The sequence below is a fragment of the Mesorhizobium sp. L-8-3 genome (assembly GCF_016756615.1).
GTDB lineage: Bacteria > Pseudomonadota > Alphaproteobacteria > Rhizobiales > Rhizobiaceae.
Genome location: NZ_AP023262.1, coordinates 7420849 through 7446964 on the forward strand (window position 1 = coordinate 7420849; position 26116 = coordinate 7446964).

Consider the following 26116-nt stretch of genomic DNA (forward strand, 5'->3'; position numbering starts at 1 on the left):
CCAGTGTCGCGTTTGGCATATTTTTGTCGAGGTGCGAAGAGGTAAAATCGCCAGAGCGCGTGGTGTTGACGCGACGGGTGGAATGATAAAGAACAGAACTAAATCGGTTTAGACAGGCGGAGCTCTGCCAAGTAGGTCAGGAACTATGGATCAGGCAAAGGGACCAAGGAAAGGCAGAGTCACAGGCAAGACCAACGACGTCAATGCGGACCTCATCGCAGTCGTCGTTGCCGTGAACGACGCTGGACCTTGTGTTCTGACCATCGAACAGGGGGGCGCCCTTCCCTCGGGCCCGTTTGAGCTCGCTCATCGTTCGCTCCAGTCGGGCCTCAGGGCATGGGTGGAACTGCAGACCGGTCAGCCTCTCGGTTATATCGAGCAGCTCTACACCTTCGCCGATCGCGATCGGATCGGCGCCAACGAGCGCGTGATCTCGATCAGCTATCTCGCACTCACCCGCGAAGAAGATGCGGGCGCCTCGGGCAGGCGCAGCTGGGCCAGCTGGTACGACTATTTCCCCTGGGAGGATCATCGCTCCGGCAGGCCCCCGATGCTGGAAGAATTGTGGCCGCGCCTTATCGAATGGGCGGACGGCGCGGACGACGGCGCGACGCGCTTCGATCGCCGGCGGCGAGCGGCGGTCGCCTTTGCCTTGGACGACCGGGCATGGAACGAAGAGCTAACACTGCAGCGCTACGAGCTGCTGTATGAAGCCGCCCTGGTGGAGGAAGCAAAACGCGGCGGAGATTCGGCCATCCTCGCTCCGGTGCCGGGCAGATCGATGAGCGCCGATCATCGCCGCATTCTGGCAACGGCTATTGCGCGGCTGCGCTCCAAGATCAAATACCGGCCTGTTGTGTTCGAACTGATGCCGCCGCTCTTCACGCTTTTACAGCTACAACGAACTGTGGAGGCGCTCTCCGGCAGGCTCATCAACAAGCCGAACTTTCGCCGGCTCATAGAGCAGCAGGAGCTGGTTGAGAAGACCGGCGCGACGACCGCCGAGACCGGCGGCCGGCCGGCGCAGCTCTACCGCTTCCACCATGCCATTCTAGACGAGAGGCCTGTGGCCGGCACAAAATTGCCGCTCGCACGGGCTTGACACCACTTATAGTCACAACGATTATATAGGCCTTATAATCGCGTTGACTATAACTGGAGGCTCGATGACCGCCGTCCTGCCTTCGAGCGCCTCACTGTACGACCGCGTTCGGCGCGTTATCCCACCGATCGAGTGGCCGCTCTTCGTCGAGGACATCGACGCGATCCAGGAACTGAAGCGACAGCGCAACGCAGTCATCCTGGCGCATAACTACCAGACGCCGGAGATTTTTCACTGCGTGGCTGACATCGTCGGGGACAGCCTGGCGCTGGCCCGCAAGGCCATGACGGTCGATGCCGAAATCATCGTGCTCGCGGGCGTGCATTTTATGGCCGAGACCGCCAAGCTCCTCAATCCGGACAAGACCGTGCTCATCCCGGATCTCGGCGCCGGCTGTTCGCTGGCCGAGTCGATCACCGCCGAAGACGTGCGCCTGATGCGGCAGCGTTATCCGAGCGTTCCAGTGGTGACCTACGTCAACACCTCCGCCGCGGTGAAGGCTGAGTCCGACATCTGCTGCACCTCGGGCAATGCGCTCGCGGTGGTGAAATCGCTCGGCGCGCCGCGTGTGATCATGCTGCCCGATGAATATCTGGCGAAGAACATCGCGGCGCAGACCAAGGTCGAGATCATTGCCTGGAAGGGGCGCTGCGAGGTGCACGAACGCTTCACCGCGGCCGACATCCGCGAGCTGCGTGAGGCCCATCCCGGCATCAGTGTACTTGCCCATCCCGAATGTCCGCCTGAAGTGGTCGCGGAAGCCGACTTCGCCGGCTCGACGGCGGCGATGTCCGACTATGTCGCGCGGCATAGGCCGGCGCGTGTGGTGCTGATGACGGAATGTTCCATGAGCGACAACGTCGCGGTCGAGCATCCGGAAGTAGATTTCGTGCGCCCATGCAATCTGTGCCCGCATATGAAGCGCATCACGCTCGCCAACATCCGGACCGCGCTCGAGGAGAACCGCCACGTCGTCACGATCGATCCTCATGTCGCTGAACGGGCCCGCTGGGCTGTGGAACGCATGCTCTTTGTATGACGGCGGACATCCATCACATTGGCGGCGCGCCGGTCATCATCGGCGCTGGTATCGCCGGGCTCATGACGGCGCTACACTTGGCGCCGCAACCAGTCGTCCTTCTGTCAAGGACCTCGCTCGGAACCGAAGCCTCGAGCATTCTAGCCCAGGGCGGGCTCGCAGCGAGTCTGGGGGAGGACGACAGCCCCGACTTGCACCTCGCCGATACGCTTGCTGCCGGCGATGGGCTTTGCGACGAACAAATGGCCAGGAGGGTGGTAGAGGCCGTACCTCAAGCCGTCGAGAACCTTATTCGTCTTGGTGCTCCTTTCGACCGGTCGCTAGACGGGAGGCTACGGCTGGGCCTGGAAGCGGCGCATTCGCGTCGCCGCATCGTGCACGCCGCCGGCGACGCAACTGGCCGCGAGTTGTTTCGGGCGCTACTCGGCGTGGCGCGGCGAACCCGTTCGATCACGATCATGGAAGGCATGACAGCGCTTCGCTTGGTTGTCGCGGAGGGCAGCATTGTTGGCTTGCTGACTGTCCTGCATGGCGCCGTGTTCGCATTGCCCACACGCCGCGTGGTGCTGGCGACCGGTGGGATAGGCGGCCTGTTTTGCGATACAACCAATCCGCTCTCCTCATTCGGGCACGGCCTGGCGCTGGCAGCCTGTGCTGGAGCGGAACTAGCCGATCTCGAATTCGTGCAATTCCACCCGACGGCCCTCGACATTGCGCGCCGGCCAATGCCGCTTGTCAGCGAAGCAGTGCGTGGCGAAGGCGCGGTGCTGATCGATGAGCACGGCCATCGCTTCCTGGCAGACACGCCCGGGGCAGAACTCGCATCGCGCGATGTGGTCGCGCGGGCGATCTCCGATCAGCTCGCCGCCGGGCATGGCGTCTATCTCGATGCCCGACATTGTCTCGGGCAGAAATTCGCAAGACGCTTTCCGGCAATCGACGCTATTTGCAAGCATGCCGGCATCGATCCGGCGGTGGAACCCATTCCCGTGCGGCCCGCTGCTCACTATCACATGGGCGGCGTGGCCGTTGACGCCGAGGGGCGAACTTCCGTTAGCGGCCTGTGGGCCTGTGGCGAAGTCGCATGCACAGGACTGCATGGCGCCAACCGGCTTGCCAGCAACTCGCTGACCGAAGCGGTTGCAACCGCCGCCTGGGTGGCTGAAAGCGTCGCAGCTACCTCTGCGGGTGGGCAGTGGCCTAGGCTTCCGGCAACTGTTCCCATCCGGCCCGACCCTTCACCTATTCGCCCAATTGTGTCCGATGCGCTTGGCATTGTTCGGAATGGGAAATCATTGTGCGACACGGTCGCGACACTGCTGCCGATCTCTGTTTGCGAGACGGCCGCGGCCGATCCGGCCCTGGTGGCATTGTTGATGGCGATCGCCGCCCTTCGGCGCGAGGAGAGCCGCGGCTCCCACTTTCGATCCGATTTCCCCGGGCGCGATGCCGCCGCCCTCCCCTCACGATTGACGCTCTGCACAGCTTTTGAGAATGCCGTCACGCTCAGATGGCAAGCATCCGAACGGAGCCGTTGACATGACTTCACTTGCACCACTTCCCCAGATCATCATGGAGCCCATCGTGCGTTCTGCCCTGCTTGAAGACCTGGGCAGAGCCGGCGACATCACGAGCGATGCGATCATCCCCGCCGATTGCAAAGCGACGCTGGCGTTGAATGCCCGGCAGGCAGGCGTTGTTGCCGGGCTCGACTTGGTCATGTTTGCCTTCCTGCTGGTCGATCCCGGGATCAGCATCCAGCTGCGGTGTCCTGAGGGCGGCAAGGTTTCGGCCGGCCAGACCATCGCGATCGTAAACGGGCCGGCGCGCAGCCTGCTGACGGCGGAGCGGACGGCGCTCAATTTCTTATGCAAACTCAGCGGCATCGCGACGGCAACGGCTACGCTCGTAAACGCGGTGAGGGGCCATAACGCAAAAATCGTGTGCACACGCAAAACGACGCCCGGCCTGCGTGTCCTGGAAAAGTATGCGGTACGAGTGGGCGGCGGTGCCAATCACCGCTTCGCGCTCGACGACGCCGTGCTGATCAAGGACAACCACATCGCCATTGCCGGCGATATCCGCACCGCAATCGAGCGGGCGCGCAGCGCCATCGGTCACATGGTCAAGATCGAGGTCGAGGTCGACAGGCTGGACCAGTTGGAGATGGCGCTGGCAGCGGGTGTCGACGCCGTGCTCCTCGACAACATGTCGGTCGAGGACCTTACGCAGGCTGTGGCTATGGTCGGTGGCCGCGCGATCACCGAGGCTTCGGGCCGGGTGACGCGGGCGAGCGCCGGGGCAATTGCGGCGACAGGCGTCGACCTCATATCGGTCGGCTGGCTTACCCACAGCGCGCCCATCCTCGACATTGGTCTCGACATGCCGGCCGACCGAAATTGCAACAGGCATCTGAACTGATGGAGAGGACATGAACCGGGATCGCAGGAACTCCTTTGGTCGCAGGCTAACCTGCGTCAGCACGTCCCAGGTTCCACCAACAGCCGACGCAAGCCTTCTCGGCGCCAGGCGACACGCTTCAACAACGGAGGCGGGAGGGACGGACCAGCAAGGCACAGAAAGCCGCGTCGCAGCCCTTGGCGTCATCATCTGCCGACTCGACGAGATGCGCCAGTTGGCGGCCTCTCACGGGCTGGAACTTCTGGGTTATCTGCTGGACGTCGCCTTCACCGAATCCTGCGACGCGATCAGAAAGGAGCATTCCTGTGCTCAGAGTAATATAACGGAAACCGTAATCCCCACGGATGACGTGAGTTGAGCCTGCGGGCAGCAGTTGGAGAGTCCGCTCAAGAGCGCCACCAGTCGCGTTTCGATAGAAGACTTCCCGCTGGCATGCGCCTGGTCTTCAGCATCCACTGCAACGCTCCAGGTCAAGGACGGAAGATTATGGAGAACAAGATTTTATGAACGAACTCAGCCCAGACCTGACCTCGGATCCAATCGGTTGGGCGCTTCCCCCTTGGACGCGAGCGGAAGCCCAAGCGCTCCACGACGCGCCATTCAACGACCTTTTGTTTCAGGCGCAGACCGTTCACCGCCGGAATTTCGACCCCAACAAGGTCCAGCTCAGCCGGCTTCTCAGCATCAAGACGGGCGGTTGCCCGGAGGATTGCGGCTATTGCAGCCAGTCGGCGCACCACGAGAGCGGGTTGAAGGCGTCGAAGCTGATGGAGGTCAGGCGCGTCATCGCCGAGGCGACAAAGGCGCGAGACGCCGGCGCCACCCGCTATTGCATGGGCGCTGCCTGGCGCAATCCCAAGGCGCGCGACATGGATGCGGTCGTGGCGATGGTCGAAGGCGTCAAGGCGCTGGGCATGGAGACCTGCATGACGCTCGGCATGCTCGACCTCGGCCAGGCGCAGCGGCTGAAAGAGGCTGGCCTCGACTACTACAACCACAACATCGACACGTCCGAGCGCTACTACAAAGAGGTCATCTCGACCCGGACGTTTGCCGACCGCCTGGATACGCTGGCCAATGTCCGCGACAGCGGCATCAAGGTCTGCTGCGGCGGCATTGTCGGCATGGGCGAAGAGCCGGTGGACCGAATCGACATGCTGGTGACGCTGGCCAATCTGCCGGAGCATCCCGAAAGCGTTCCGATCAACATGCTGATCCCGATCGAGGGCACTCCGCTGGCCGAGGCCAAACCCATCGAGCCGATCGAATTCGTGCGCGTGATCGCGCTGGCCCGCATCATGATGCCGAAATCGCATGTCCGGCTTTCGGCCGGCCGCACCGCCATGACCGACGAGATGCAGGCGCTGTGCTTCTTTGCCGGCGCCAACTCGATCTTCGTCGGCGACACACTGCTGACGGCGAACAATCCCGGCGAGGACAAGGATAGCCTTCTCTTCCGCCGTCTCGGCATCGAGCCGATGGAACTCGAGGCGCAATGAACGGGGCACCGCTTGCCCGCTATGACGCGACCTTGCAGGGACTGGCGCGCAAGGACCGGTTGCGGATACTGGCGCCGCGCGCCGGCCTCGATTTCTCATCGAACGACTATCTCGGGCTCGCCGCCTCGAGAAGGCTTGGCGACGCGGTTGCGGCGGCGATCGCGCAGGGCACGCCGGTCGGCGCCACCGGGTCGCGGCTGTTGCGCGGCAACGCGCCTGAGCACGAGGCCCTGGAGGCTGACGCGGCGGTGTTCTTCGGAGCTGACCGCGCGCTGTTCTTCGGTAGCGGCTATGTTGCCAACTTCGCCCTGCTGACCGCCCTGCCCCAGAAGGGCGACTTTTTGGTCCTCGACGAGCTCGCCCATGCCAGCATGCATGAGGGGGCCCGCGCTGGCCGTGCCGAGTTCAAGCTCGCCGCGCACAACGACGTCGATGCCTTCGAGGATGCGATCACGCGCTGGCGCGCCGAGGGTGGCACCGGACGCGTCTGGATCGTGGTCGAAAGCCTTTACAGCATGGATGGCGACCGCGCGCCGATGGAAAGCCTGGTCGCGCTTGCCGATCGGCACGAGGCATTCATCGTCGTCGACGAGGCGCATGCCACCGGCGTCTGGGGACCGGAGGGCCGAGGCCTTGCCGCTGCTTTCGAGGGCCGCGACAACATCATTGCGCTCCATACATGCGGCAAGGCGCTCGGTGCGTCCGGTGCGCTGGTTACCGGGCCGGGACTGCTGTGCGATTATCTCGTCAACCGCTGCCGGCCATTCATCTACTCCACCGCGCCATCGCCGCTGATGGCCGTGGCAGCGCGCGAGGCGATTGCCATGCTGTCCGATGAGCCTCAACGCCGTGTCCAGTTGCGGGCGCGCGTTGCCTTCGCGGGCCGCCAATTGGCCGAGCGCTGCGGCGTGGCACCCAGCGGCTCGCAGATCCAGCCCTTTGTCATCGGCGACAACAGGCGCACCATGGCCGTGGCGGCGGCGCTGCAGGCACGCGGTTTCGACATACGCGGCATTCGTCCGCCGACGGTGCCCGAGGGCACGTCGCGGTTGCGCATCTCGCTGACGCTCAATGTCGACGAAGCCGACATTTGCGCCATGGTCGAGGCGCTCGTCGAGGTGTTGGCCACGGCATGACCAAGCGCATCGTTATCACCGGAACGGATACCGGCATCGGCAAGACGGTGTTTTCGGCCGGGCTCACCGGCCTGCTCGACGGCTTCTACTGGAAGCCGGTGCAATCGGGGCTCGACGAGGAGACTGACAGCCAGGTCGTGGAACGGCTCGCCGGCCTGCCGATGGGGCGGATCCTGCCCGAAGTGTATCGCCTGAAGGAGCCGCTGTCGCCGCATCGTTCAGCTGAACTCGACGGCGTCGCGATCGACGTCGCAGAGCTCTCGCTTCCGGACTTGCCGGGTCCGATCGTCATCGAAGGTGCCGGGGGACTGATGGTGCCGCTCAACCGGCGCACCAAGTTCATCGACATATTCGCTCAGTGGCGGGTGCCGGTCATCCTGTGCGCCCGTACCAAGCTCGGCACCATCAATCACACCTTGTTGTCGATCGAGGCGCTCAGGGCTCGTTCCATCCCGCTCATCGGCATTGCCTTCATCGGCGATGAGGTGGCCGATACGCAGAGAACAATCGTGGAATTCAGCGGCGTGCGCCAGCTTGGCAGGCTGCCGCTGCTCGATCCGCTGACGAGCGGGACGCTGCGGGAAGCGATGGTTGCCGGCTTCGACCTCACAGCGATCGCAGGAGGCGAATGATGTCGCAGTCTCAAGTCTGGCATCCGTTCACCCAGCACGCGCTCGAGCAGGCGATCCCTGAAATCGTCCGGACGGAAGGCGCCTACCTCCACAAGGCCGACGGCACGCGCATCCTGGATGCCATTTCCTCCTGGTGGGTCGTCACCCACGGCCACCGCCATCCCCGCATCATCAAGGCCATCGAGACGACCGCAGCGAGCCTCGACCAGATCATCTTCGCCGGCTTCACCCACGAGCCGGCCGAGCGCCTGGCCAAGGCGCTTGTCGGTCTCGCTCCGCCCGGCCTCGACTGGGTGTTCTACTCCGACAGCGGCTCGACCTCGGTCGAGGTCGCGCTGAAGATGGCGCTTGGCTATTTCCGCAACATCGGTGCGCCGCGCTCGCGCATCGTCGTCATGGAGCACAGCTATCATGGCGACACGATCGGCACGATGAGCGTCGGCGCCCGCGGCGTGTTCAACGCTGCCTACGAGCCGCTGCTGTTCGAAGTCGACACCATCCCCTTCCCTGCCGCCGGGCGCGAGCAGGACACGCTGGACCGGTTCGAGGCCGTCTCCCGCGACCGGCACGCCGCCGCGCTGATCGTCGAGCCGCTGGTGCTTGGCGCCGGCGGCATGCTGATGTATCCGGCCTGGGTTCTCACCGAGTTGAAGAAGATCGCCGAGGCCTCTGGCACGCTGCTGATCGCCGACGAGGTTATGACCGGCTGGGGCCGTACCGGAGCCATGTTCGCCTGCGAGCAGGCAGCAATCTCTCCGGATATCCTGTGCACCTCAAAGGGCCTGACCGGCGGCGTGATCCCGCTGGCGGCCACGCTTGCGACCGATGCCATCTTCCAGGCCCATTATTCGACGGACCGGAAGAAGACGTTTTTCCACTCGAGCTCCTACACCGCCAATCCGATGGCCTGTGCGGCGGCGCTCGCCAATGTCGAGATCTGGCGTGACGAGCCGGTGGCCGAGCGTATCGCGGCGCTGAGCGGAATGCAGACCGCTGGGCTGCAACGCTTTCGGGACAATCCGTATTTTACCGACTGCCGCGCCACGGGCACGATCGCAGCCCTCGATCTGCGCACCGGCTCCGCCGGCTATCTGGCCGAGATCGGACCGAAGCTGCGCGCATTCTTCCTCGAGCGCGGGCTGCTGGTGCGCCCGCTCGGCAATGTCCTCTATCTCATGCCGCCCTATTGCATCACCGGCGACGCGCTCGACGGACTCTACAACGCCATCGAGGAGGCCGGCGAACGCTTCGGCGCCAAGCCGTGAGCAAATCGGCGCGCCTTCTCGGGTTCGGCCATCATGCGCCGGCACGCAAGGTCGAGAACCCGGAAATCGAAAACAGTCTCGGGCTAGAACCCGGCTGGATCGAGCGGCGCACCGGGATACAGTCGCGCTTCTGGGCCACGGACGAAGACACGCTGTCGGGCCTTGCCGCGCAAGCCGGCGACATGGCGCTGGCGAGCGCCGGTATCGACCGTGGCGACATCGGTCTTTTGTTGCTCGCCACCTCGACGCCCGATCACCTTCTGCCGCCCAGTGCACCCTTGGTCGCGCACAAGCTCGGCCTTGGCCGCGCAGGCGCGGTCGATCTGACCGGCGCCTGCGCCGGCTTCGTCTATGCGCTGATGTTCGCGGACGGGTTCACCCGCCTGCACGGCAAACCAGCGCTGGTCATCGCCGCCAACATCCTCAGCCGCCGCATCAATCCAGCCGAGCGCGCGAGCTCAGTCCTTTTCGCCGATGCCGCCGGCGCCCTGGTGATCGGTCCTTGCGAGGATCCCTATCAGGGTATTCTCGGCGCTTCGGTGGATTCCGACGGCTCGCGCTACGGGCTGATCCAGATCCCGGCAGGCGGAAGCAACACCCCGTTCCATGGCGAGCTCGATCTCGAGCAGACCCGCATGACGATCACCGACGGCCGCGAAGTGTTCGCCAAGGCGGTTGAGATGATGACTGCCTGCTCGCAGGACGCACTCGCGGCGGCCCGGATGCGGCCGCAGGACATCGATCGGTTCGTACCGCACCAGGCCAATGCCCGCATTTTCGATGCGGTCGGGCGAAACCTCGGCATCGCCGATGAAGCGATCGTCAAGACGATCGCCGAGTATGGCAACTCTTCCGCCGCGACGATCCCGCTCTCGCTGTCGCTCGCCCATCGGGCGGCGCCGTTCCGGCCGGGGGAGAAGGTTCTTCTGGCGGCCGCGGGTGCGGGTCTTAGCGGCGGTGCGCTCGTCGTTGGAATTTAGCCGCGCGAACCGAACTGCCAAGACTGACCTTGAACGATGAATACAGGGACAACGACCAATGCGAAAACTAGTCGCCGGCAAGCTGCACGGCATCCACGTCACAGAAGCGAACCTCAACTACCATGGTTCGATAACGCTCGACCCCGACCACTGCGAGGCAGCCGGGATCCTGCCGATGGAATTCGTGGAGATATGGAACAAGAATTCCGGTGCGCGGATTTCGACCTATGTCATCCTCGGCGAGCGCGGCTCACGGTGCTGCATCCTCAACGGAGCGGCGGCTCGCACCTGTCAGCCCGACGACCCGATTATCGTCTGCAACTCCATCTACCTGGACGAAGCGCATATCACTTCGCTGAAGCCGCGCATCGTCACGTTCGACCAGGATAACCACATACTCGACCGCCTGAGCTACTCCGTCGATATTGACACAGACGGCCGTTACAGTTTCGCCATTCTTGACGAGGCGGATGAGCCTTTGGTCATTCCTGCCCTGGTCTCCGGGGCGTGAGCCGCGCTCCACAGATGTGCGAGCCTCGGCACTGAAGAGCGTCTGGTCCAAGACTCGACGAAGTTGCTGATGCTCAGCTTCGAAAGGCTGATGCCCACCACGCCTTGGGCACCGTGGGCCTTCGTGGGATGGCGCAATGTCTCGCAGCTGCTGATCCGCGAACAGCGGTTTGCATGTCTGACCCTTGTCTCAGGTTACTTGCGGTGGCGGCTTGCAAATTCTTGCTGCTTTCTCAAGCGCCGCGGCCGGGTCCTTGACGACCTGGCTTTTCATGATCTTTGCCGCCGTGTCGATCAAGCAGGCTACCGTCTTCCGCATCGGCAGCGGTGCCAACCATCATCGCGAATATGGCTAGCCGAACGGCCGCAAGCAGCATTGAGGTGGGCCTTCGGCAAGTGTTTCCCGCCGGCGCCAAGGCTCACCAGCCATCCGACGCCTGATCCGGTTACATATCAGGTTCGTCGATCGGTGGCTTGGCAGCAAGACCGAGCCTGGCTCGTTGGCCATCGGCGTAATTTTCGGCGGGAAACTGTGTCTTGAACCGAAGAACTGTCAGTTTGCCGTCCTCGACAATATGAACAACCCATCCCCCACCACAACGCTTGACGCGCACGTCATTAGGTTCGCCAGCCACCATTGCTGCCCCTCATTTTCGTCGCCCTTGGGCTGAGACTGGAAGTCGTTCCTGCACATCGGAAAACATAGGACCTTACGTAACGTCAAGCCCCGATTTTGGGATAGCCGATGCCTTGTCGATTTCAGGGTGACGGCGATTCTGGTCCGCAACGTCCGTGAGTGCTCAAATCGATTTAGATGCGCAGATTTTGCATGTTAATTCAGCCTTGTTATCCACAGCTAACGTGAATGGGAACGCGTATTCAGTCCGAGTACCTCTGCAAAAAATCTGCCGCTCTGGTGCCTCAGCGCGATCACCCGGCAATCGCCGGAAACAGTCTTGTCCGCCCGCCAAGCTCGGCAGCCAACATCTCGAGCTTTTCGACACGCGTGCCGTGCAGGCCGACGGTTGCGCCCTGCGCGTGCAGCGTCCGCGCCACGGCCTCGCCGATTCCACCATTTGCTCCGGTGACGAGCGCGTTGCGGCCGGTCTTCCACGGAAGCGGTCACTGGCGGCCATGCGCCTTTCAGATATTATCGGATACAGCTTTGGACAGGCCATCGAGCCGAACTCGAAGGGCTCGCTTAACCTTCCGGGTAGCGGTACGTCGACGTCGCTTCAACAGTTGAGAATTTTGCAAAGGATGGGGCCCCGGCTTGTCCAGCTTCCGCTGCCAATTGGCGCATTCACCGAGGCGGTCCAAGGGCACGTCCTTCACAATCGTGATCCGGCAAGCATTTGGAAACGAGAGATAGAGTTACTGGAGGCATCTCGCATGCCTTCTACACTTGCTTGAACGCCAGAACTGCGTTCATGCCGCCCATGGCGAAAGCGTTGCTCAGTGCCACGCGCACCTTGCGCTCGCGCGCCACATTGGGCGTGACGTCGAGATCGCAATCGGGGTCTGGCTCGCGATAGTTCGCGGTCGGCGGCACAATGCCCTCCTGGATCGCCATCACGGAGGCGATCATTTCAAGTGCGCTCGCTGCGCCCAGGCAATGCGCGTACATGGACTTGGTGGACGAGACAGACATCGAATAGGCATAGTCTCCGAAGACGCGCTTGATCGCCGCCGTCTCAGTCTGATCGTTGGCCTTGGTGCCGGTGCCGTGGGCGTTTAGGTAGTCCACGTCCTCCGCATTCAGCCCGGCGTCGGCAAGGCAAGCGCGGATCGCGGCCTCCGGCCGCTCGACAGACGGCGCGACGATGTGGAAGGCGTCGCCGGAAAGGCCGATGCCTGCGATCTCGGCAAGGATTGTGGCACCGCGCACGGCGGCATGCTCATAGCTTTCCAGCACGGCCATGCCCGCACCCTCGCCTATCACCACTCCCTTCCTGTCGGCGGAGAAGGGCCGGCACGTATCTGGAGCGAGCGCGCGCATTGCTTCCCATGCCTTCATCTGAAGGCATGGGAAGCAATGCGCTTCGGCGCCTCCGGCAAGCATCACGTCGGCCCGGCCGAGCTTGATCTGATCCGCGGCCGAAGCGATCGCATGGTTGGCTGATGCGCATGCGGAGGCGATGGCAAAGACCGGGCCGCGCAGGCCGAGACTCATGCTGACCTGGCTGGCAGCGGCGCTCGGCAACCCCCTTGGTGCAGTGTAAATGCCAGCACGCTTCGCGCCGCCCAAAAGGAGGTCACGGTAGGTTTCTTCGACCGTTCCCCAGCCCCAGCCGCAGACGCCCACTGTCGCGCCGAAGCGATACGGATTTCCCTTATCGCAGGAAAGTCCGGCGTGCTGCATGGCTTCACGCGCTGCAAGCACAGCGAGCAAGCTGTGGCGGTCCATGGAGACGAGCTGGTTGCGGCCGATGTCGTGCTCGGGCAGCTCCTTGATCTCGGTACCGACAGTCCCCTTCATCTCATGAAGCGCGGAAGTGACCATCGGGCGGATGGCGGAGCGACCTTCGCGCATCTCTTTCCAGATAGAGGCGGCGTTGTTGCCTAGCCGCAAAGCCCCCCTATCCCAGTAATGACGACTCGCCTGTCCAATCAGACCTCCTTCGCGAGCAAACCGCGGACGGCTTCCACCATGTCGCCGACATTCTTGAGATTCGACCAGGCGTCAGCCGCGTCATGTCGATCTTGATGTCGTAGGCCTGCTCCACATCCCAGAGGAGATCCGCCAGACCCAGCGAATCGACTCCGAGCGAGGTCAGTTCCGTGGCAGTCGTTATTTCGCCGATGGTGGACACACTCTCGCCGCTCTCCGATTCGACGCGGTTCCCTGTTGCGCCGCTTTCGGTCGCGTGGCTCAGGGGCTTCGCAGCCCCGCCGGGAATGGTCATCAGCCGCTTCACGCCTTCATCCGCGAGAGCCGAGCGGGCAACATCGCGTTCGATGACCTGGAGGTGGGACCAGATGATCCGTGAGGGGAACGCCACGCCGGCCTGGCTCGCCAATGACTTCAATGCCAACCGTCGGCATAGAGCGGTCCGGTAAGCTTGGCGCCATTGTCATTGGCGAAGCCTTCGGCGAGCACCTCGATTTCGTCGAGGCCGGCCGCGATAGCCCGCTTCACCCGAGCGGGACGCAGGGCAGTGGCGTTGCGGACAAAAAAGCCCGCGGCCCGCGCCCGTCATCCCGTTTTGCCAAGCGAAATGTCGTCGAGGTCCTCTTCGATCACCCCAGCCGCGTATAGCTGATCGAGCAAGTCGGCGACTGCAAGGACGCTCGCTCCGTCCGTGGCCCGCATAATCAGCTCCGAGGCTGTACAGTTCCCGCTCGCGATTAGATGGCCAATGGGAATCGGAACCACCCCGTCGAGCACTCGATGCTCACTGTTGCGTGAGCGGAGATGGAAGCAGTGGTCCCCTGCCTCGTATTGCAGGTCTCCGCGGAAGCGAATTGGCCGGTTGGGAGCGGGGCTTTCGAGCATATTCTCGTCGATGATGCTATCGAGACCTTCCCGGAACTCGTCGGGCGTGCTGAAGAAACGTTGAGCCACGATTCGGTACCCGAGAGGCCAGCGTTCGCTACCCGGTACCGGCGTCACCAGTTGTAAACGTCCCTGCCGCATGTTCACGAGAAAGCCAGAAACACAGGCGATTGTCGTGGGACAGCCCTCCGGCACGGCGATTGCGGCGTCTTTGCCGGCTGCCCTGAGTTTCTCCTTCCGCGCTCGTGCGCGCCCGGTGAAAGCCTTTGCGGTCGGCCCGTCCTTGCCCTGCAGGATGAGTTCGACCCCCATCAGGTCCTCGGGCGAAAACGCCGCGTGTATCTGATTAAGATGGTCCGTGCTTAGCACTGAGAAACGATTGGTCACGCGACCGTAGCGTTCGAACAGTTCGAGCACGCGGTTGGTGAGTGCCTGATCCTTGAGCGGGGCCGCCGTCGTCGTTTGTGGCAATTCGCCCGTGATCTGATGGTAGTCGAACAGAAAACGGTCGTACTCCGGGTTGTCGATCGGGTCTGTGGCCCAGTAACAGAAGCCAGTGCGGACTGCCGAACCAAACATTTCGCTCGCCGCACGGAGCACGCCGCGCCAAACCTCTGCATGCTCCTCAGTGTATTCATAGTAACCTTTGAAGGTACCCGCCGAGAGGCCACAGAACCAGCAACCGACGGTGCAGCCTTCGCTCAGCTCGAAAGCGATGACAGAGTGCGCGATTGACGGCGCCAATTCGCCCATTTCGTCGTTACAGCGCCGGATTTGGCGCTCGCGCCAGGCATGAAAGCGAGGATTGATAGTCGACATTTCGCCTTGGCCGCGCAGGAGGTCGCGATGGCGCAACATCTCCCGCGTATACTCATCCCACATCATAGCCAGCGGCCACGGGGCAGACTCCGGCTTGAAGCGATACTTCAGGTAGTCACCGCACCAGAGCGGCAGCATCTCCATTGGGTCAACTTCGATGCCGTATCGCGCGGTCACTATCCGAGGGTTGTCGAGGTTCTCGGAAAGCGCCGTACGGAATTTCCCATCACCGGCCAGCCGCTCCATGAAGCGCTTGATATGTGACAAACTGCGCCGTTCCTTAGGCGTGCGCCGATCAAAAATCTGCCGCCAGCGTTCGCTCCGAGGGTAGAGATGAGCCCTTGCAGCGGTCCCTTGTCCGCCTGATGGCATTATCTCGTTGACAAGCTTTGCGATCATGTTCTCTTCAGACCGGCTCCTTCGAGCCAATGCGATCAGAGCTAGCTCGCGACAGCTACAACTATCACAACAACGACAACGACCGCGACCGCTGCAGTTTTTCCATCGACTTTAACAGGGCTCATGGACGTACACGGAGCGCAATTAGCCAACGCATTGGTGTGTACAAGGCTGGTCAAGGTCGAAACACTCGAACCACCCTTGCGGCCCGCAGTCGCGCGAAGCTTCTTGCTATTTGGTTTTTCTCGGCTGTTCGATCGGATAAAACCTTTAACCTCGTCGAGTGTGATGTTGTAGTCGAGGTCCTTTGCAAATTCTACAATCGATGCAAGCCCTCCAGCACGCCGTTTGAGGTTTTCAAGCGGACTGCCTTTTTTTCCCAACTCGTTGATGAATCGCTCTACGTCAGCTCGCGCCATAGCTAATTCCCGCCTCTGCTCAGTGTCCGAGCTATCCAGCCATCTCGCTCTCACAAGCGATCGGCTGATGTACCAGCAAGCTCCGTACCAACCTCACATCTCTGATTTTCGGCTTGGCCAGCATTTCCATACTGGCGCTGCTCCCTCTCGTCGTCCGGAATCAATTGAAGAGCGGACGGATCGTCTACGGCATTTTATTGGCGGCTTCGGCACCGGTGCTTTCATCGCGGGCATGAGCAACGGCTACCTGAGGCGAATCACGTCTCAAAACAAGCTGGTGGCGTTCGCCTCTGTCGCTTGGGCAGCATGCTCCCAAGCGACAAGCGTGTCGCGCTTGCGACAATTACGGTGCGACTTATCCTAGACGGCCGCCCACCGCCCCAGAATAATCCATCGAATTCAAGCGTGTCTTACTGGCACAGCTCTTGCCTAGAAGAGGCGAAGCGGTTCATTTCCATCGCTTCGGCTACGTTTTTCGAGGCTTTCGAAAGAGCTAACCATCAGCAGTACATCTATGAACAGCTTAATGACGGCGACGGCCTTAGCTACGGCGACCGCCATGACGGCTTCCGCCCAGCCCCAGATGACCACCATCGCCAAGGCGATCGGTTCCAACCCCAACGAGGCTCCTAACGATGCCACCGACCCCCGCGCCTATCTGAACGAGGTCGACGACGTCGAGGCGATGACCTGGGTCAGGGCGCATAACCTATCGACCGTCAATAAGCTGTCGAAAGATCCGCGCTACAGAGAATACCAAGCCGACATTCTGAAGATCCTACAGGCCACCGATCGTATTGCTTCGCCCGGCCTTGCGCAAGGCGACATGATCGACAACTCTGGCAGGACGGGACGCACGTGCAAGCCTTGTGGCGGCGTGCGAACTGGGAATCCTACAGGTCAGGCAAGCCGCAATGGCGCACCATCCTCGATGTCGATGCACTGTCCAAGGCCGAGGGCAACCTGCAGGGATACGCCCGCCGTTACGCCCTCGAATACACCCACATGTCTCAAAAACTCATGGACAATAGTGCGCAAGCCTTAGGACCGTGTGGATTGAAGCGAGATGAAGCCGGCGGCGAGGGCGGAGACGTGGCGCGCACTACGGGTGGAATCGAACACCTGCACCAGATGCGCCGACCAAATCCGCCCTTCGCCAACAGCGCCCCAATAAAGCGCACCCGTGCGCGCTTCCATGGAGACTATTGTACACAGGCTAATTGGCACGACGGAAATACAAGTTGCGCCGCGACAGTTGAAGATCAGAGACATAGGAGAGCGCGGCAGGTATGGAGCTAACATCAAGATGAGAAACGGCTATGCTACAGACAAAACATAGCGAGGCGTGCCTGCCTTGGTATTTCAATTATCCAACTGCACCGCAGTTCTCCGCAGCGATCGGCGCGGAGGCCTATGGGGAATGGCTCGGCGGCCTATCGGCTAACGATCCCGTATCGCTCTATATCCATATTCCGTTCTGCCGGTCGATGTGCTGGTATTGCGGCTGCCCTACTACCATCACCCAGCGGGACCCGCCGAACCAAAATTACGTGGCGGCGCTGCGCGGCGAGATCCATTTGGTCTCAGAGCTAACGCCGCAGGCGCTGCCCGTGAGCGACGTGCACTTTGGCGGCGGAACGCCCACGCTCCTTGAGCCAACGGAATTCCTCGCCTTGACGGAGCTTCTACGCCGCCGCTTCGCGTTCAGGCAAAAGACCGCCATCGCCGTCGAGATCGATCCGCGCACGTTCACCGCGGAGATGGCCGAAGCCTTAAGTGCAGCCGGGGTGAACCGCGCGAGCCTCGGCGTGCAAAGTTTCGACCCCAGTGTTCAAAAAGCGATCAATCGTATCCAGAGTGTAGAGCAGACGGCGACTGCCGTCGAAAACCTGCGCCAGCAGGGAATAAACCGCATTAACATCGATCTCATCTACGGTCTTCCCAATCAGACGATGCAGTCCTGCGTCCAGACCGCCACGGTGGCGGTGGCGATGCGCCCGCAGCGGATTGCCGTGTTCGGATACGCTCACACGCCGTCTTCTAATAAACATCAGCGCCTCATCGAAAAGGCAGGACTACCGGACAGCGCTGCCCGCGCCGAACAAGCTGCGGCCGTCGCCGAGACGCTGGTTGCTGCCGGCTACCGAGAGATTGGGGTCGACCACTTCGCCTTGCCGGACGACGAGCTCGCATTGGCTCAGAAAACCGGTCGCCTGCGGCGCAACTCCCAAGGTTACTCTGCCGACACCTGCAAAACCCTGATCGCCTTTGGTGCGTCGGCTATCGGGCGTGTTGGAGAGGGTTACGTCGAGAACGCAGGCGCGCTGGAGGCCTATAGTCAGCATATCGCAGCTGGTCGCTTGGCAACGTCGAAGGGCTACCGTCTCATCGGCGAAGACCGCGTCCGAGGCGCAATCATCGAGCGACTGATGTGTGATCTCGAGGCCGACGTACCGGCAATCTGTGCCGCCCACGGATTTGATTGGACCCATTTTCTCGATTCAGCTGAGCGCTTGGCGATGCTGGCCGACGACGGGATAGTGGACGTCGAGAATGGCTTCATCCGCGTGCGGCATGGCCATCGCATTTTGCTTCGCTCTGTTGCTGCCGCGTTCGACGCTTATCTCGACCAATCGTAGTGAGCCACAGCGAGTCACCATGAGCGGAGGCCTGAGAAGGTCGACTGTTGCAATCCGCTGTGGATCGGAAGTCCTTTGTGTACCCGTTTTTGCAGCACCGTGATGTTCAGTGCCCTGTACGAGCAATGCCCGCGTTTCCGGATCACGAGGGGTATTTGCAGCGCTCGAAACGCCGCTTTGGTTCAGTGCGAACACGAGGAATGGTCGGCATGTTCACTTCTATAGGGGGAGATGGCCACCTTACTCTGCTCCGTGAACCCTGGGACGTCATCGCGCTTTCGGCAGGCGTTCAACGAATACGAATCCTAGGTGTTAAGGACATCCCATGGCATTCAATATTGCGATCTATCTGAATCGTATCGGCCTTGCTCGAGTGCCGACAACGGTCGACGGTCTTGTTGCCCTTCAGCAGGCTCAAATGCGCGCGATTCCCTTTGAAAACATCGATGTGCTGTTGGGTGATATACCCAATCTGACTGAGAATTCGATCTGGGCCAAACTGATCAATGCCCGGCGAGGGGGGTATTGCTTCGAATTGAACAAGTTGTTTGGCTTGGCGCTCGAAGCACTCGGTTTCACGATCCAGCCCATCCTTTGCAGAGTGCGTATGGGTGCTGCGGAGGGTGGGCCACGCACACACCAGGCATTCATCTTAACCATCGAGGGCGTCGACTGGCTCGCCGACGCTGGCTTCGGTGGTCCAGCACCGATTGCACCGCTACGGATCGATACAGAGGAACTGCAAACAGCTGGCCGTGACGTGTTTCGCCTGCGAGCTGACTCCGCCAGCGGAGAACTCGTCGTTGAACGCAAGAACGGGAATGAATGGTTCCCTCTTTATGGTTTCGATCGAGCCACCGCCTTGCCCTCAGATTTTGAGGGCGCCAACTTCATCTGCGCTCGCTGGGACCGTTCGCCGTTTCCATCCAGCCTCATGATGAGCGTGCTGACAGCCGAAGGGCCTGCGAACTTGTTCAACAAGGATTTCAGCTTGATTCGGAACCAAATTGAGGAAACAGAAACCCTCAAAACGAAGAGCGAACTGCAGCGAGTCTTGTCCGATGTTTTTCGGCTGCACCTTCCTCGGTCCACGATTGATTCGTTGTGGGAAAAGCTTGGGTCGCGTGGACGGGTATAGGAAAGAAGGCCGTCAAGCCTTGCACTGCGGCGGTTTTCAGCAGTCGGATTTGCCCTTTTTGCAGGCACCGTGTGTGGCATCACTCGAAGCCCCATACGTAAATGACCCTGCTCGCTTAAGACCGCTCACCAGCCGTCAGCGGTGGCAGCCAATCGGCAGCTCTAACCATGATCTCCGAATTGGAAAGGTGAGCGTCGGTTACGGTGTCGCCACAAGCGATCAAGCATACCAGTCGACCCAGCATCAGGCTGCGCTGCCGTGTCCACCGCGCGCTACTAGCGCTCACCAGATCGGCTGGATGAGAACCTTCCATGCCCGGTCGGAGACCTATCGCGCGGCGCAAGCATGCATCACCGATGCGCACACCCGGCATCCACATTCTCGATTTTGGGGCAATGGAACGACCGCGTCATCCGATGGGCAGTTCTTTCGCGCGAGCGACCGAGCGGCGAAGCGCGGCGACGTCAATCTGCACTATGGCAGCGAGCCGGGCTCGAAGTTCTATAGCCATCTGTCAGATCAGTACGGCTACTTCAGCATCCTGCCGATCAGCCCGACCGAAAGCGAGGCAGCCTATGTGCTCGATGGGCTGTTCGACCAGGACACGATCCTCGACATCCAGGAACACTTCACCGATACGGGCGGCGCGAGCGATCACGTCTTCGGGCTGTTTGCCCTGATCGGCAAACGCTTCGCGCCGCGACTACGCAACCTCAAGGACCGGAAGTTCCGCACGTTCTCCGAAGCGATGAGCGCTCCTTTTGGCGATGCAACCCGAGGTTAGGGATGAATTGCAAAAGGCTCAAGACTGTTCGGCTGGCCGTCGATTCCGGCCGACTGCTCGGCCGTTAATTTCACATAATTTCACATTCCAAATAAGACACAAAAGTCGGCCCAAAGCTTACGGCCGAAACGCGCGTAGGCAGTGGGATTGCGCCGTAAATGGGGGTCCGGCTTCCGCGCCGATTCCACATCTTTTGCCCTCCGGTCCGTCCCCCCGCCCGTCTTGACTAAGTACGAACCTACAGCCTATCTCACGATCATCTTAGCACTCCCCAATAGCGAGTGCTAACCACCCTCCGGCAACGGAGAACCTTTCAACCTGCGCACCAGGGATAGTAAAAATGGCACAGTCGAATTTGCGGCCGCTTCATGACCGCGTGGTCGTTCGCCGAGTCGAATCCGAATCCAAGACCGCCGGCGGGATCATCATACCCGACACGGCAAAGGAAAAGCCGCAGGAAGGCGAGATCATCGCCGTCGGTTCCGGCGCCCGCGACGAAGCCGGCAAGCTCGTTCCGCTGGACGTCAAGGCCGGCGACCGCATCCTGTTCGGCAAGTGGTCGGGCACCGAAGTCAAGCTCAATGGCGAAGACCTTCTGATCATGAAGGAAGCCGACATCATGGGCATCATCGGCTAACACGCCGCTGCCTTTCATCCGTACCATCCAATCTGAATTTCGGGCGAAATGCCCAGGAGTACAAAATGGCTGCCAAAGACGTAAAATTCTCCCGTGACGCCCGCGAGCGCATGCTGCGCGGCGTCAACATCCTCGCCGACGCGGTGAAGGTCACGCTCGGCCCCAAGGGCCGCAACGTCGTTATCGACAAGTCGTTCGGCGCCCCGCGCATCACCAAGGACGGCGTCACCGTCGCCAAGGAAATCGAGCTTGAAGACAAGTTCGAAAACATGGGCGCACAGATGGTCCGCGAAGTTGCTTCGAAGACCAACGACATCGCCGGTGACGGCACCACGACCGCAACCGTTCTGGCGCAGTCGATCGTCCAGGAAGGCCACAAGGCGGTTGCTGCCGGCATGAACCCGATGGACCTGAAGCGCGGCATCGACCTCGCGGTTAGCGACGTCGTCTCGACGCTGATCAAGAACGCCACGAAGATCAAGACCTCGGAAGAGGTTGCCCAGGTCGGCACAATCGCCGGCAATGGCGACGAGTCGGTCGGCAAGATGATCGCGGAAGCGATGCAGAAGGTCGGCAACGAAGGCGTCATCACGGTTGAGGAAGCCAAGACCGCCGAGACGGAACTCGAAGTCGTCGAAGGCATGCAGTTCGACCGCGGCTATCTCTCGCCCTACTTCGTCACCAACGCCGACAAGATGGTTGCCGATCTCGAGGACGCCTACATCCTGCTGCACGAGAAGAAGCTCTCGAACCTGCAGGCGATGCTGCCGGTTCTCGAAGCCGTCGTGCAGACCTCGAAGCCGCTGCTCATCATCTCGGAAGACGTCGAAGGCGAGGCCCTGGCCACGCTGGTCGTCAACAAGCTGCGTGGCGGTCTGAAGATCGCCGCCGTCAAGGCGCCGGGCTTCGGTGATCGCCGCAAGGCCATGCTGGAAGACATCGCCATCCTCACCGGTGGCCAGGTCATCTCGGAAGACCTCGGCATCAAGCTCGAGAACGTCGGCCTTGACATGCTCGGCCGCGCCAAGAAGGTGTCGATCTCCAAGGAGAACACCACCATCGTAGACGGTGCCGGCAAGAAGGAAGAGATCCAGGGCCGCGTCGCCCAGATCAAGCAGCAGATCGAGGAGACCACCTCGGACTACGACAAGGAGAAGCTGCAGGAGCGTCTCGCCAAGCTCGCGGGCGGCGTTGCGGTGATCCGCGTCGGCGGTGCGACGGAAGTCGAAGTCAAGGAAAAGAAGGACCGCGTTGACGATGCGCTGAACGCGACACGCGCAGCCGTCGAAGAAGGCATCGTTCCCGGCGGCGGCGTTGCCCTGCTGCGCGCTTCGCTGAGCATCAACGCTGTCGGCGCAAACTCCGACCAGACCGCTGGCATCAGCATCGTGCGTCGTGCGCTGCAGGCTCCGGCCCGCCAGATCGCGGCCAACGCCGGTGCGGAAGCCTCGATCGTTGCCGGCAAGATCCTTGAGAACAAGGGCGCGACCTTCGGTTTCAACGCCCAGACCGGCGAATATGGCGACATGATCGCCATGGGCATCGTCGATCCGGTCAAGGTCGTGCGCACGGCTCTCCAGGACGCGGCCTCGGTCGCCGGCCTGCTGGTCACCACCGAAGCCATGATCGCGGAGGCTCCGAAGAAGGAGTCGGCTGGCGGCGGCGGCATGCCTGGCGGCATGGGCGGCGGCGGCATGGGCGGCATGGGCGGCATGGATTTCTAATCTAGCCTCTATCAGCTTTCGGATACCGAGAGGGCGGCACCGACGCCGCCCCCTTTTTTTTGGGACGGAGCCGGTCGGAAAAGGTTTGGGCTCGCGTGATATTGTCGTGCGCGCGCCTACACGGCCACACTACATCGTCGCAGTGGAGCTTTCGGGTGGCGAACTGAACAAACATGGCTTTGTGCGCGACTATCAAGACTTAGCAGCGCTTAAGCCACTACATCGATGGCACGTTCGACCATGGCGGTCGGTTTTCGATATGCCTGATATGAGCGGCCGTGGAAGCCGCTCAAAGAATGATACCGCAGTGCTGTTGCCAACGTCGGCGATTTCGATGATCGACTCCGCCTATGCCAGCTCTTCACGAGCTCTATCCGCGCTTGCCTGTTATGGAGCGAAAGCCTTAGCGCGACTCGTGATTGAGGCTGTCATTGCTATGGGCTAATCAGTCGGGAAGCTGCGCTTGCAATGACGGAGGGCCGGAACGATTTCGTCCGATCATCTGGCACAAGTTGTGCTTATTAGTACGTTGCGAAGCTAGTAACTTAACCATGAAGGGGGACGACGGTTTGACCGTGACACAGTCGCTGACGAGACGTCTCAAAAATCCCGAGCTATTTGACGATCTGGCCGGTGTGCCTGGTCGGAAGGCGGAGCAATCCACGAGGCGTTTTTCGGTGTTCAATCCCTCAACGGGCGAGCTGTTGGCTGAGCTTCCAGATATGGATGTCCGGGACGTTTCCAAGGCAATCGATAAGGCTGAAGCTGCGCAGGAACATTGGGCGGCGCTCACCGCGCGCGAGCGCTCCGACATCTTATGGGAATGGCACCAACTGATCCTCGACCACAGCGAAGATCTTGCAGCCATTTTGACGGCTGAAATGGGTAAGCCGCTTGCAGAGGCGAAGTCTGAAATCGCCCATGCCGCAGCCTACCTCCAATGGTATGCCGAGGAGGCCAATCGCATCTATGGCGAGACGATTTCGCCGCCTTCTAACGACAGGCGTATGCTGGTAATCAAACAGCCGATCGGTGTTGTCGGCGCCATTACTCCTTGGAATTTTCCCGCCTCGATGGTGGCTCGCAAGATTTCGCCTGCGCTTGCCGCCGGCTGCGCGATTGTTCTGAAACCCGCGGAGCAAACACCGCTTGTCGCGGGTGCTATGTTCACGCTTGCCCGGATGGCAGGTTTTCCCGATGGCGTTCTAAACTTGATCTACGCATCGGAAGGCGATGCGGTTGGGCGTGAACTTTGCTCGAACCCGAAGGTCCGCAAGATCAGCTTCACTGGGTCGACCGAGGTCGGGCGGCTACTCATGAGGGAGTGTTCGGATCAGATCAAAAGAACCAGCTTCGAACTTGGTGGTAACGCTCCTTTCATTGTTTTTGATGATGCAGACGTCGACGCTGCCGTCGATGGTGCGCTACAGGCAAAGTTTCGGAATGCAGGCCAGACCTGCGTTTCAGCCAATCGGCTTTACGTACAGTCCAGCGTGTATAATGAATTCTGCGACAAATTCACCAAGCGCGTCAGTGCATTGCGCGTCGGTGACGGTTTCGAGCCAGAAGTTGCGATCGGTCCCCTGATCGATAAGTGCGCGCTTGCAAAGATTGAAGATCATATTCGCGATGCTGTGCGGCAGGGTGGGAAGATCCGTTGCGGTGGCAACCGTATCGGCGAATCGGGAACCTTCTTCGAGCCCACGGTGATCACCGACGTCGAAAGGACAATGCGGGTCGCTCAGGAAGAAACCTTCGGACCGCTGGCTCCCATAATCCGCTTCAACGATCCCGACCAGGTGGTGCGCGAGGCGAATGACACGATTTACGGTCTTGCAGCCTACTTCTACGCTTCCAATCTAAAGCGCGTGTGGCGCGTGGCTGAAGCCCTCGAATACGGAATGGTCGGCATCAATACGGGACGCATGTCATCCGAGGCCGCACCCTTTGGCGGAATGAAGCAATCAGGGATCGGTCGTGAGGGGTCGCGCCACGGCCTCGAGGATTATCTCGAAATGAAGTACCTGTGCATGGGTGGGCTATAATCCCACAGCATCCGCGTCCCATTGACTTCGCCCTGATAATCCGCCGCGGCCATCGATGGAATGGTGGCCTTCGATCAAGGCCCAGCGTAAAACCTTGATGCTGTCATCCTTGCCTTCGGCCGCGTTCACCGATCCCTGATTGACACGTGCTTGCCATGTGCCGCTTCAATCCGCCGGGAGTGGTTTGTCCTGTCTCGGCCGCGACAGATCAGGGTGCTGGTGCGCAAAATCTCCGTCCATCCGACAGCCGGCGAGCCTTCGATCACAGTTCTACCGTCTGGTCGAATGGCGGCATCTTCTGAAGCCTTATTGCAGTCCTAGCTTCCTCTTCAGTTCCGCGTTCTCTGTGCGTAGGCGTTCCGCGAGCAGGCTCTTCAATCGCTTGTTTTCTTTCTCGAGGGCGACCAGGTCCTTCAGATCGTCGCCATCGGATCTAGGCGCCGCGGCCTTCTTCCAGTGATAATAGGTCTGTTCCGATATACCCGCCTGCTTTACGGCGCTCTTGAGAGTGGTGCCGCCGCTGATCGACGTCTCGACCTGAGCGAGCATTTGGGCGCGCTCTTTTCCGGAGTAGACCTTCCGGGCGTTCCGCACGGCCGCTGCTGTTGCTGTTGCTTCCGCCGGGGACGCCGCATTGGCGCCATTCTTGCGACCAGGATCAGTCTTGGCCTTCCGCGAAGGTTGGGTTTTCTTCTTCGTTTCCGGCGTCCTTCCTTTGGGAGCGTGTTCGGTTGCAGCTTCTACTGATTCAGCTTCTAGGGGATTTGCCATGAGATACTCCGCTCGCGGTTTGTGGGCGTGTTCAGCATCAAGGGCTATGACATTAGAGTCAATCAGCCGACGATTTGGCAGATCCATATCTTTGAGCTCCCTTGTTGTGTCGGCTATAGCCGCGGAGAGATCGACATCGCTCCAGATGGAATGGCCCCGTTTTTGATAATTGCGCTTTTGTTTGACCTCCACAGTGAACGGTCGGGTCTGCCGCCTCATAGTTTCTTCCTTGTTAGAACGAATTGCACAGGAGGTCGCGGCTGACGATGACTGAACAACTGGCGCTTCCTCTGTTGCGCCGAGCTATATGGATGAGATAGCCCGAGAGCAAGCGGCACTTGCGGTGTGCATTGACAAATGCTCGGGCCACGTCGCTGGCTGGCCGCAGCTTTGTTTTCATATCGATGCGTTTGCAGAGCTGGAACAGCGGCTCGCGCGTCGCAACGCCATCGAGCACGTTTTGAAGGGGTGGATCTGAAGGCATCCGGTTTCTGCTGGGCGCACGCCAGCGGCTCGCGGAATATTGTCCGCGATGGCTCGATCAGGTGGTTGCGAGCTTGTCAGCGGATCTAAAGCGGGGGTAGGGGGTACATGTAACGACACATCACGACACAGTCGGCTAGTCGGAGCGTCTGATCGACGTGGCCGGCAAGGCGGGTCA

General features: G+C 61.0%; 20 protein-coding genes and 5 pseudogenes. 18 read left to right on the plus strand and 7 right to left on the minus strand.

Features of this window, described 5'->3' with window-relative positions; translation table 11 throughout:
* The first annotated feature begins 145 nt into the window (after nucleotides 1-145).
* The 10 genes from JN302_RS34340 (at nucleotide 146) to panD (ending at nucleotide 10585) form a co-directional block, all read left to right on the plus strand.
* On the plus strand, nucleotides 146-1102 hold the full coding sequence (locus tag JN302_RS34340) for an NUDIX hydrolase (RefSeq protein WP_172352497.1): 957 nt from the start codon (nucleotides 146-148) through the stop codon (nucleotides 1100-1102).
* A gap of 64 nt (nucleotides 1103-1166) precedes the next feature.
* Nucleotides 1167-2141 (plus strand): quinolinate synthase NadA, encoded by a 975-nt coding sequence (gene nadA, locus JN302_RS34345; RefSeq protein ID WP_202330562.1) that lies wholly within the window; start codon nucleotides 1167-1169, stop codon nucleotides 2139-2141.
* Nucleotides 2138-3679, plus strand: coding sequence for an L-aspartate oxidase (locus tag JN302_RS34350; protein WP_202330563.1), 1542 nt, complete (start codon nucleotides 2138-2140; stop codon nucleotides 3677-3679). Before nadA ends, JN302_RS34350 begins: the two co-directional genes overlap by 4 nt.
* A 1-nt stretch (nucleotide 3680) precedes the next feature.
* Nucleotides 3681-4562, plus strand: coding sequence for a carboxylating nicotinate-nucleotide diphosphorylase (gene nadC / locus JN302_RS34355; protein ID WP_202330564.1), 882 nt, complete (start codon nucleotides 3681-3683; stop codon nucleotides 4560-4562).
* 503 nt (nucleotides 4563-5065) lie between these two features.
* On the plus strand, nucleotides 5066-6061 hold the full coding sequence (gene bioB / locus JN302_RS34360) for a biotin synthase BioB (RefSeq protein WP_202330565.1): 996 nt from the start codon (nucleotides 5066-5068) through the stop codon (nucleotides 6059-6061).
* Nucleotides 6058-7197 carry an 8-amino-7-oxononanoate synthase gene (locus JN302_RS34365; protein ID WP_202330566.1) on the plus strand — a complete coding sequence of 380 codons (1140 nt, stop codon included), beginning with the start codon at nucleotides 6058-6060 and terminating at the stop codon, nucleotides 7195-7197. Before bioB ends, JN302_RS34365 begins: the two co-directional genes overlap by 4 nt.
* Complete coding sequence (gene bioD / locus JN302_RS34370; RefSeq protein ID WP_202308801.1) at nucleotides 7194-7829, plus strand: dethiobiotin synthase; 636 nt, start codon at nucleotides 7194-7196, stop codon at nucleotides 7827-7829. Before JN302_RS34365 ends, bioD begins: the two co-directional genes overlap by 4 nt.
* Entirely contained in the window at nucleotides 7829-9094 is a 1266-nt protein-coding gene (locus JN302_RS34375) for an adenosylmethionine--8-amino-7-oxononanoate transaminase (protein ID WP_202308802.1), read from the plus strand. The genes bioD and JN302_RS34375 overlap by 1 nt, the downstream gene beginning before the upstream one ends.
* Nucleotides 9091-10074 (plus strand): beta-ketoacyl-ACP synthase III, encoded by a 984-nt coding sequence (locus JN302_RS34380; RefSeq protein WP_202308803.1) that lies wholly within the window; start codon nucleotides 9091-9093, stop codon nucleotides 10072-10074. The genes JN302_RS34375 and JN302_RS34380 overlap by 4 nt, the downstream gene beginning before the upstream one ends.
* Nucleotides 10075-10132: 58 nt before the next feature.
* Nucleotides 10133-10585 (plus strand): aspartate 1-decarboxylase, encoded by a 453-nt coding sequence (gene panD / locus JN302_RS34385; protein ID WP_010913542.1) that lies wholly within the window; start codon nucleotides 10133-10135, stop codon nucleotides 10583-10585.
* A gap of 941 nt (nucleotides 10586-11526) precedes the next feature.
* Here the strand turns inward: panD and JN302_RS34390 are convergent.
* The 5 genes and pseudogenes from JN302_RS34390 to JN302_RS34410 form a co-directional block, all read right to left on the minus strand.
* A pseudogene (locus JN302_RS34390) lies at nucleotides 11527-11691 on the minus strand (SDR family NAD(P)-dependent oxidoreductase); the annotation flags it as partial.
* Between the two features lie 292 nt (nucleotides 11692-11983).
* Nucleotides 11984-13194 (minus strand): annotated as a pseudogene (locus tag JN302_RS34395) (beta-ketoacyl-[acyl-carrier-protein] synthase family protein).
* Nucleotides 13195-13490 (minus strand): annotated as a pseudogene (locus JN302_RS34400) (acyl carrier protein).
* A gap of 290 nt (nucleotides 13491-13780) precedes the next feature.
* The gene (locus JN302_RS34405) at nucleotides 13781-15298 is read right to left on the minus strand and encodes a radical SAM family RiPP maturation amino acid epimerase (RefSeq protein ID WP_244742538.1); all 1518 of its coding nucleotides are present in this window, start codon (nucleotides 15296-15298) and stop codon (nucleotides 13781-13783) included.
* Nucleotides 15299-15339: 41 nt separating this feature from the next.
* A complete protein-coding gene (locus tag JN302_RS34410; protein ID WP_199201475.1) occupies nucleotides 15340-15717 on the minus strand; it encodes a hypothetical protein in 378 nt (125 codons plus the stop codon).
* Nucleotides 15718-15821: 104 nt separating this feature from the next.
* Between JN302_RS34410 and JN302_RS34415 the strand changes: the two are divergent.
* Nucleotides 15822-16081 (plus strand): annotated as a pseudogene (locus JN302_RS34415) (MFS transporter); the annotation flags it as partial.
* Between the two features lie 65 nt (nucleotides 16082-16146).
* On the opposite strand, the gene JN302_RS39455 reads toward JN302_RS34415, so the two are convergent.
* On the minus strand, nucleotides 16147-16332 hold the full coding sequence (locus JN302_RS39455) for a hypothetical protein (RefSeq protein WP_202362419.1): 186 nt from the start codon (nucleotides 16330-16332) through the stop codon (nucleotides 16147-16149).
* Here JN302_RS39455 and JN302_RS39460 point away from each other — a divergent pair.
* The 7 genes and pseudogenes from JN302_RS39460 to JN302_RS34455 all read left to right on the plus strand — a co-directional run bounded on the left by JN302_RS39460 (nucleotide 16301) and on the right by JN302_RS34455 (nucleotide 24684).
* Nucleotides 16301-16762, plus strand: a complete 462-nt coding sequence (locus JN302_RS39460; RefSeq protein WP_244743673.1) for a hypothetical protein — start codon at nucleotides 16301-16303, stop codon at nucleotides 16760-16762. The two genes, JN302_RS39455 and JN302_RS39460, sit on opposite strands and share 32 nt — an antisense overlap.
* 274 nt (nucleotides 16763-17036) lie before the next feature.
* The gene (gene hemN, locus JN302_RS34425) at nucleotides 17037-18356 is read left to right on the plus strand and encodes an oxygen-independent coproporphyrinogen III oxidase (RefSeq protein ID WP_010913532.1); all 1320 of its coding nucleotides are present in this window, start codon (nucleotides 17037-17039) and stop codon (nucleotides 18354-18356) included.
* A gap of 325 nt (nucleotides 18357-18681) precedes the next feature.
* Nucleotides 18682-19494 carry an arylamine N-acetyltransferase family protein gene (locus JN302_RS34430; RefSeq protein ID WP_010913531.1) on the plus strand — a complete coding sequence of 271 codons (813 nt, stop codon included), beginning with the start codon at nucleotides 18682-18684 and terminating at the stop codon, nucleotides 19492-19494.
* Between the two features lie 268 nt (nucleotides 19495-19762).
* A pseudogene (locus tag JN302_RS34435) lies at nucleotides 19763-20254 on the plus strand (Tn3 family transposase); the annotation flags it as partial.
* Nucleotides 20255-20618: 364 nt separating this feature from the next.
* The gene (gene groES, locus JN302_RS34440) at nucleotides 20619-20915 is read left to right on the plus strand and encodes a co-chaperone GroES (protein ID WP_010913529.1); all 297 of its coding nucleotides are present in this window, start codon (nucleotides 20619-20621) and stop codon (nucleotides 20913-20915) included.
* Between the two features lie 65 nt (nucleotides 20916-20980).
* Nucleotides 20981-22639, plus strand: a complete 1659-nt coding sequence (gene groL / locus JN302_RS34445) for a chaperonin GroEL (protein ID WP_096453558.1) — start codon at nucleotides 20981-20983, stop codon at nucleotides 22637-22639.
* A gap of 551 nt (nucleotides 22640-23190) precedes the next feature.
* Nucleotides 23191-24684: an NAD-dependent succinate-semialdehyde dehydrogenase gene (locus JN302_RS34455; protein ID WP_010913527.1), complete on the plus strand. Its 1494-nt coding sequence runs from the start codon at nucleotides 23191-23193 to the stop codon at nucleotides 24682-24684.
* A gap of 306 nt (nucleotides 24685-24990) precedes the next feature.
* Here the strand turns inward: JN302_RS34455 and JN302_RS34460 are convergent, their stop codons facing one another.
* On the minus strand, nucleotides 24991-25674 hold the full coding sequence (locus JN302_RS34460; RefSeq protein WP_244742543.1) for a transposase: 684 nt from the start codon (nucleotides 25672-25674) through the stop codon (nucleotides 24991-24993).
* Nucleotides 25675-26116: the final 442 nt, after the last annotated feature.

Coding starts and splice junctions, on each gene's coding strand:
- JN302_RS34340 (WP_172352497.1), top strand. CDS start 146: ATGGATCAGGCAAAGGGACCAAGGAAAGGCAGAGTCACAGGCAAGACC.
- nadA (WP_202330562.1), top strand. CDS start 1,167: ATGACCGCCGTCCTGCCTTCGAGCGCCTCACTGTACGACCGCGTTCGG.
- JN302_RS34350 (WP_202330563.1), top strand. CDS start 2,138: ATGACGGCGGACATCCATCACATTGGCGGCGCGCCGGTCATCATCGGC.
- nadC (WP_202330564.1), top strand. CDS start 3,681: ATGACTTCACTTGCACCACTTCCCCAGATCATCATGGAGCCCATCGTG.
- bioB (WP_202330565.1), top strand. CDS start 5,066: ATGAACGAACTCAGCCCAGACCTGACCTCGGATCCAATCGGTTGGGCG.
- JN302_RS34365 (WP_202330566.1), top strand. CDS start 6,058: ATGAACGGGGCACCGCTTGCCCGCTATGACGCGACCTTGCAGGGACTG.
- bioD (WP_202308801.1), top strand. CDS start 7,194: ATGACCAAGCGCATCGTTATCACCGGAACGGATACCGGCATCGGCAAG.
- JN302_RS34375 (WP_202308802.1), top strand. CDS start 7,829: ATGTCGCAGTCTCAAGTCTGGCATCCGTTCACCCAGCACGCGCTCGAG.
- panD (WP_010913542.1), top strand. CDS start 10,133: ATGCGAAAACTAGTCGCCGGCAAGCTGCACGGCATCCACGTCACAGAA.
- JN302_RS34405 (WP_244742538.1), bottom strand. CDS start 15,298: ATGATCGCAAAGCTTGTCAACGAGATAATGCCATCAGGCGGACAAGGG.
- JN302_RS34410 (WP_199201475.1), bottom strand. CDS start 15,717: ATGGCGCGAGCTGACGTAGAGCGATTCATCAACGAGTTGGGAAAAAAA.
- JN302_RS39460 (WP_244743673.1), top strand. CDS start 16,301: ATGACCACCATCGCCAAGGCGATCGGTTCCAACCCCAACGAGGCTCCT.
- hemN (WP_010913532.1), top strand. CDS start 17,037: ATGCTACAGACAAAACATAGCGAGGCGTGCCTGCCTTGGTATTTCAAT.
- JN302_RS34430 (WP_010913531.1), top strand. CDS start 18,682: ATGGCATTCAATATTGCGATCTATCTGAATCGTATCGGCCTTGCTCGA.
- groES (WP_010913529.1), top strand. CDS start 20,619: ATGGCACAGTCGAATTTGCGGCCGCTTCATGACCGCGTGGTCGTTCGC.
- groL (WP_096453558.1), top strand. CDS start 20,981: ATGGCTGCCAAAGACGTAAAATTCTCCCGTGACGCCCGCGAGCGCATG.
- JN302_RS34455 (WP_010913527.1), top strand. CDS start 23,191: ATGAAGGGGGACGACGGTTTGACCGTGACACAGTCGCTGACGAGACGT.
- JN302_RS34460 (WP_244742543.1), bottom strand. CDS start 25,674: ATGAGGCGGCAGACCCGACCGTTCACTGTGGAGGTCAAACAAAAGCGC.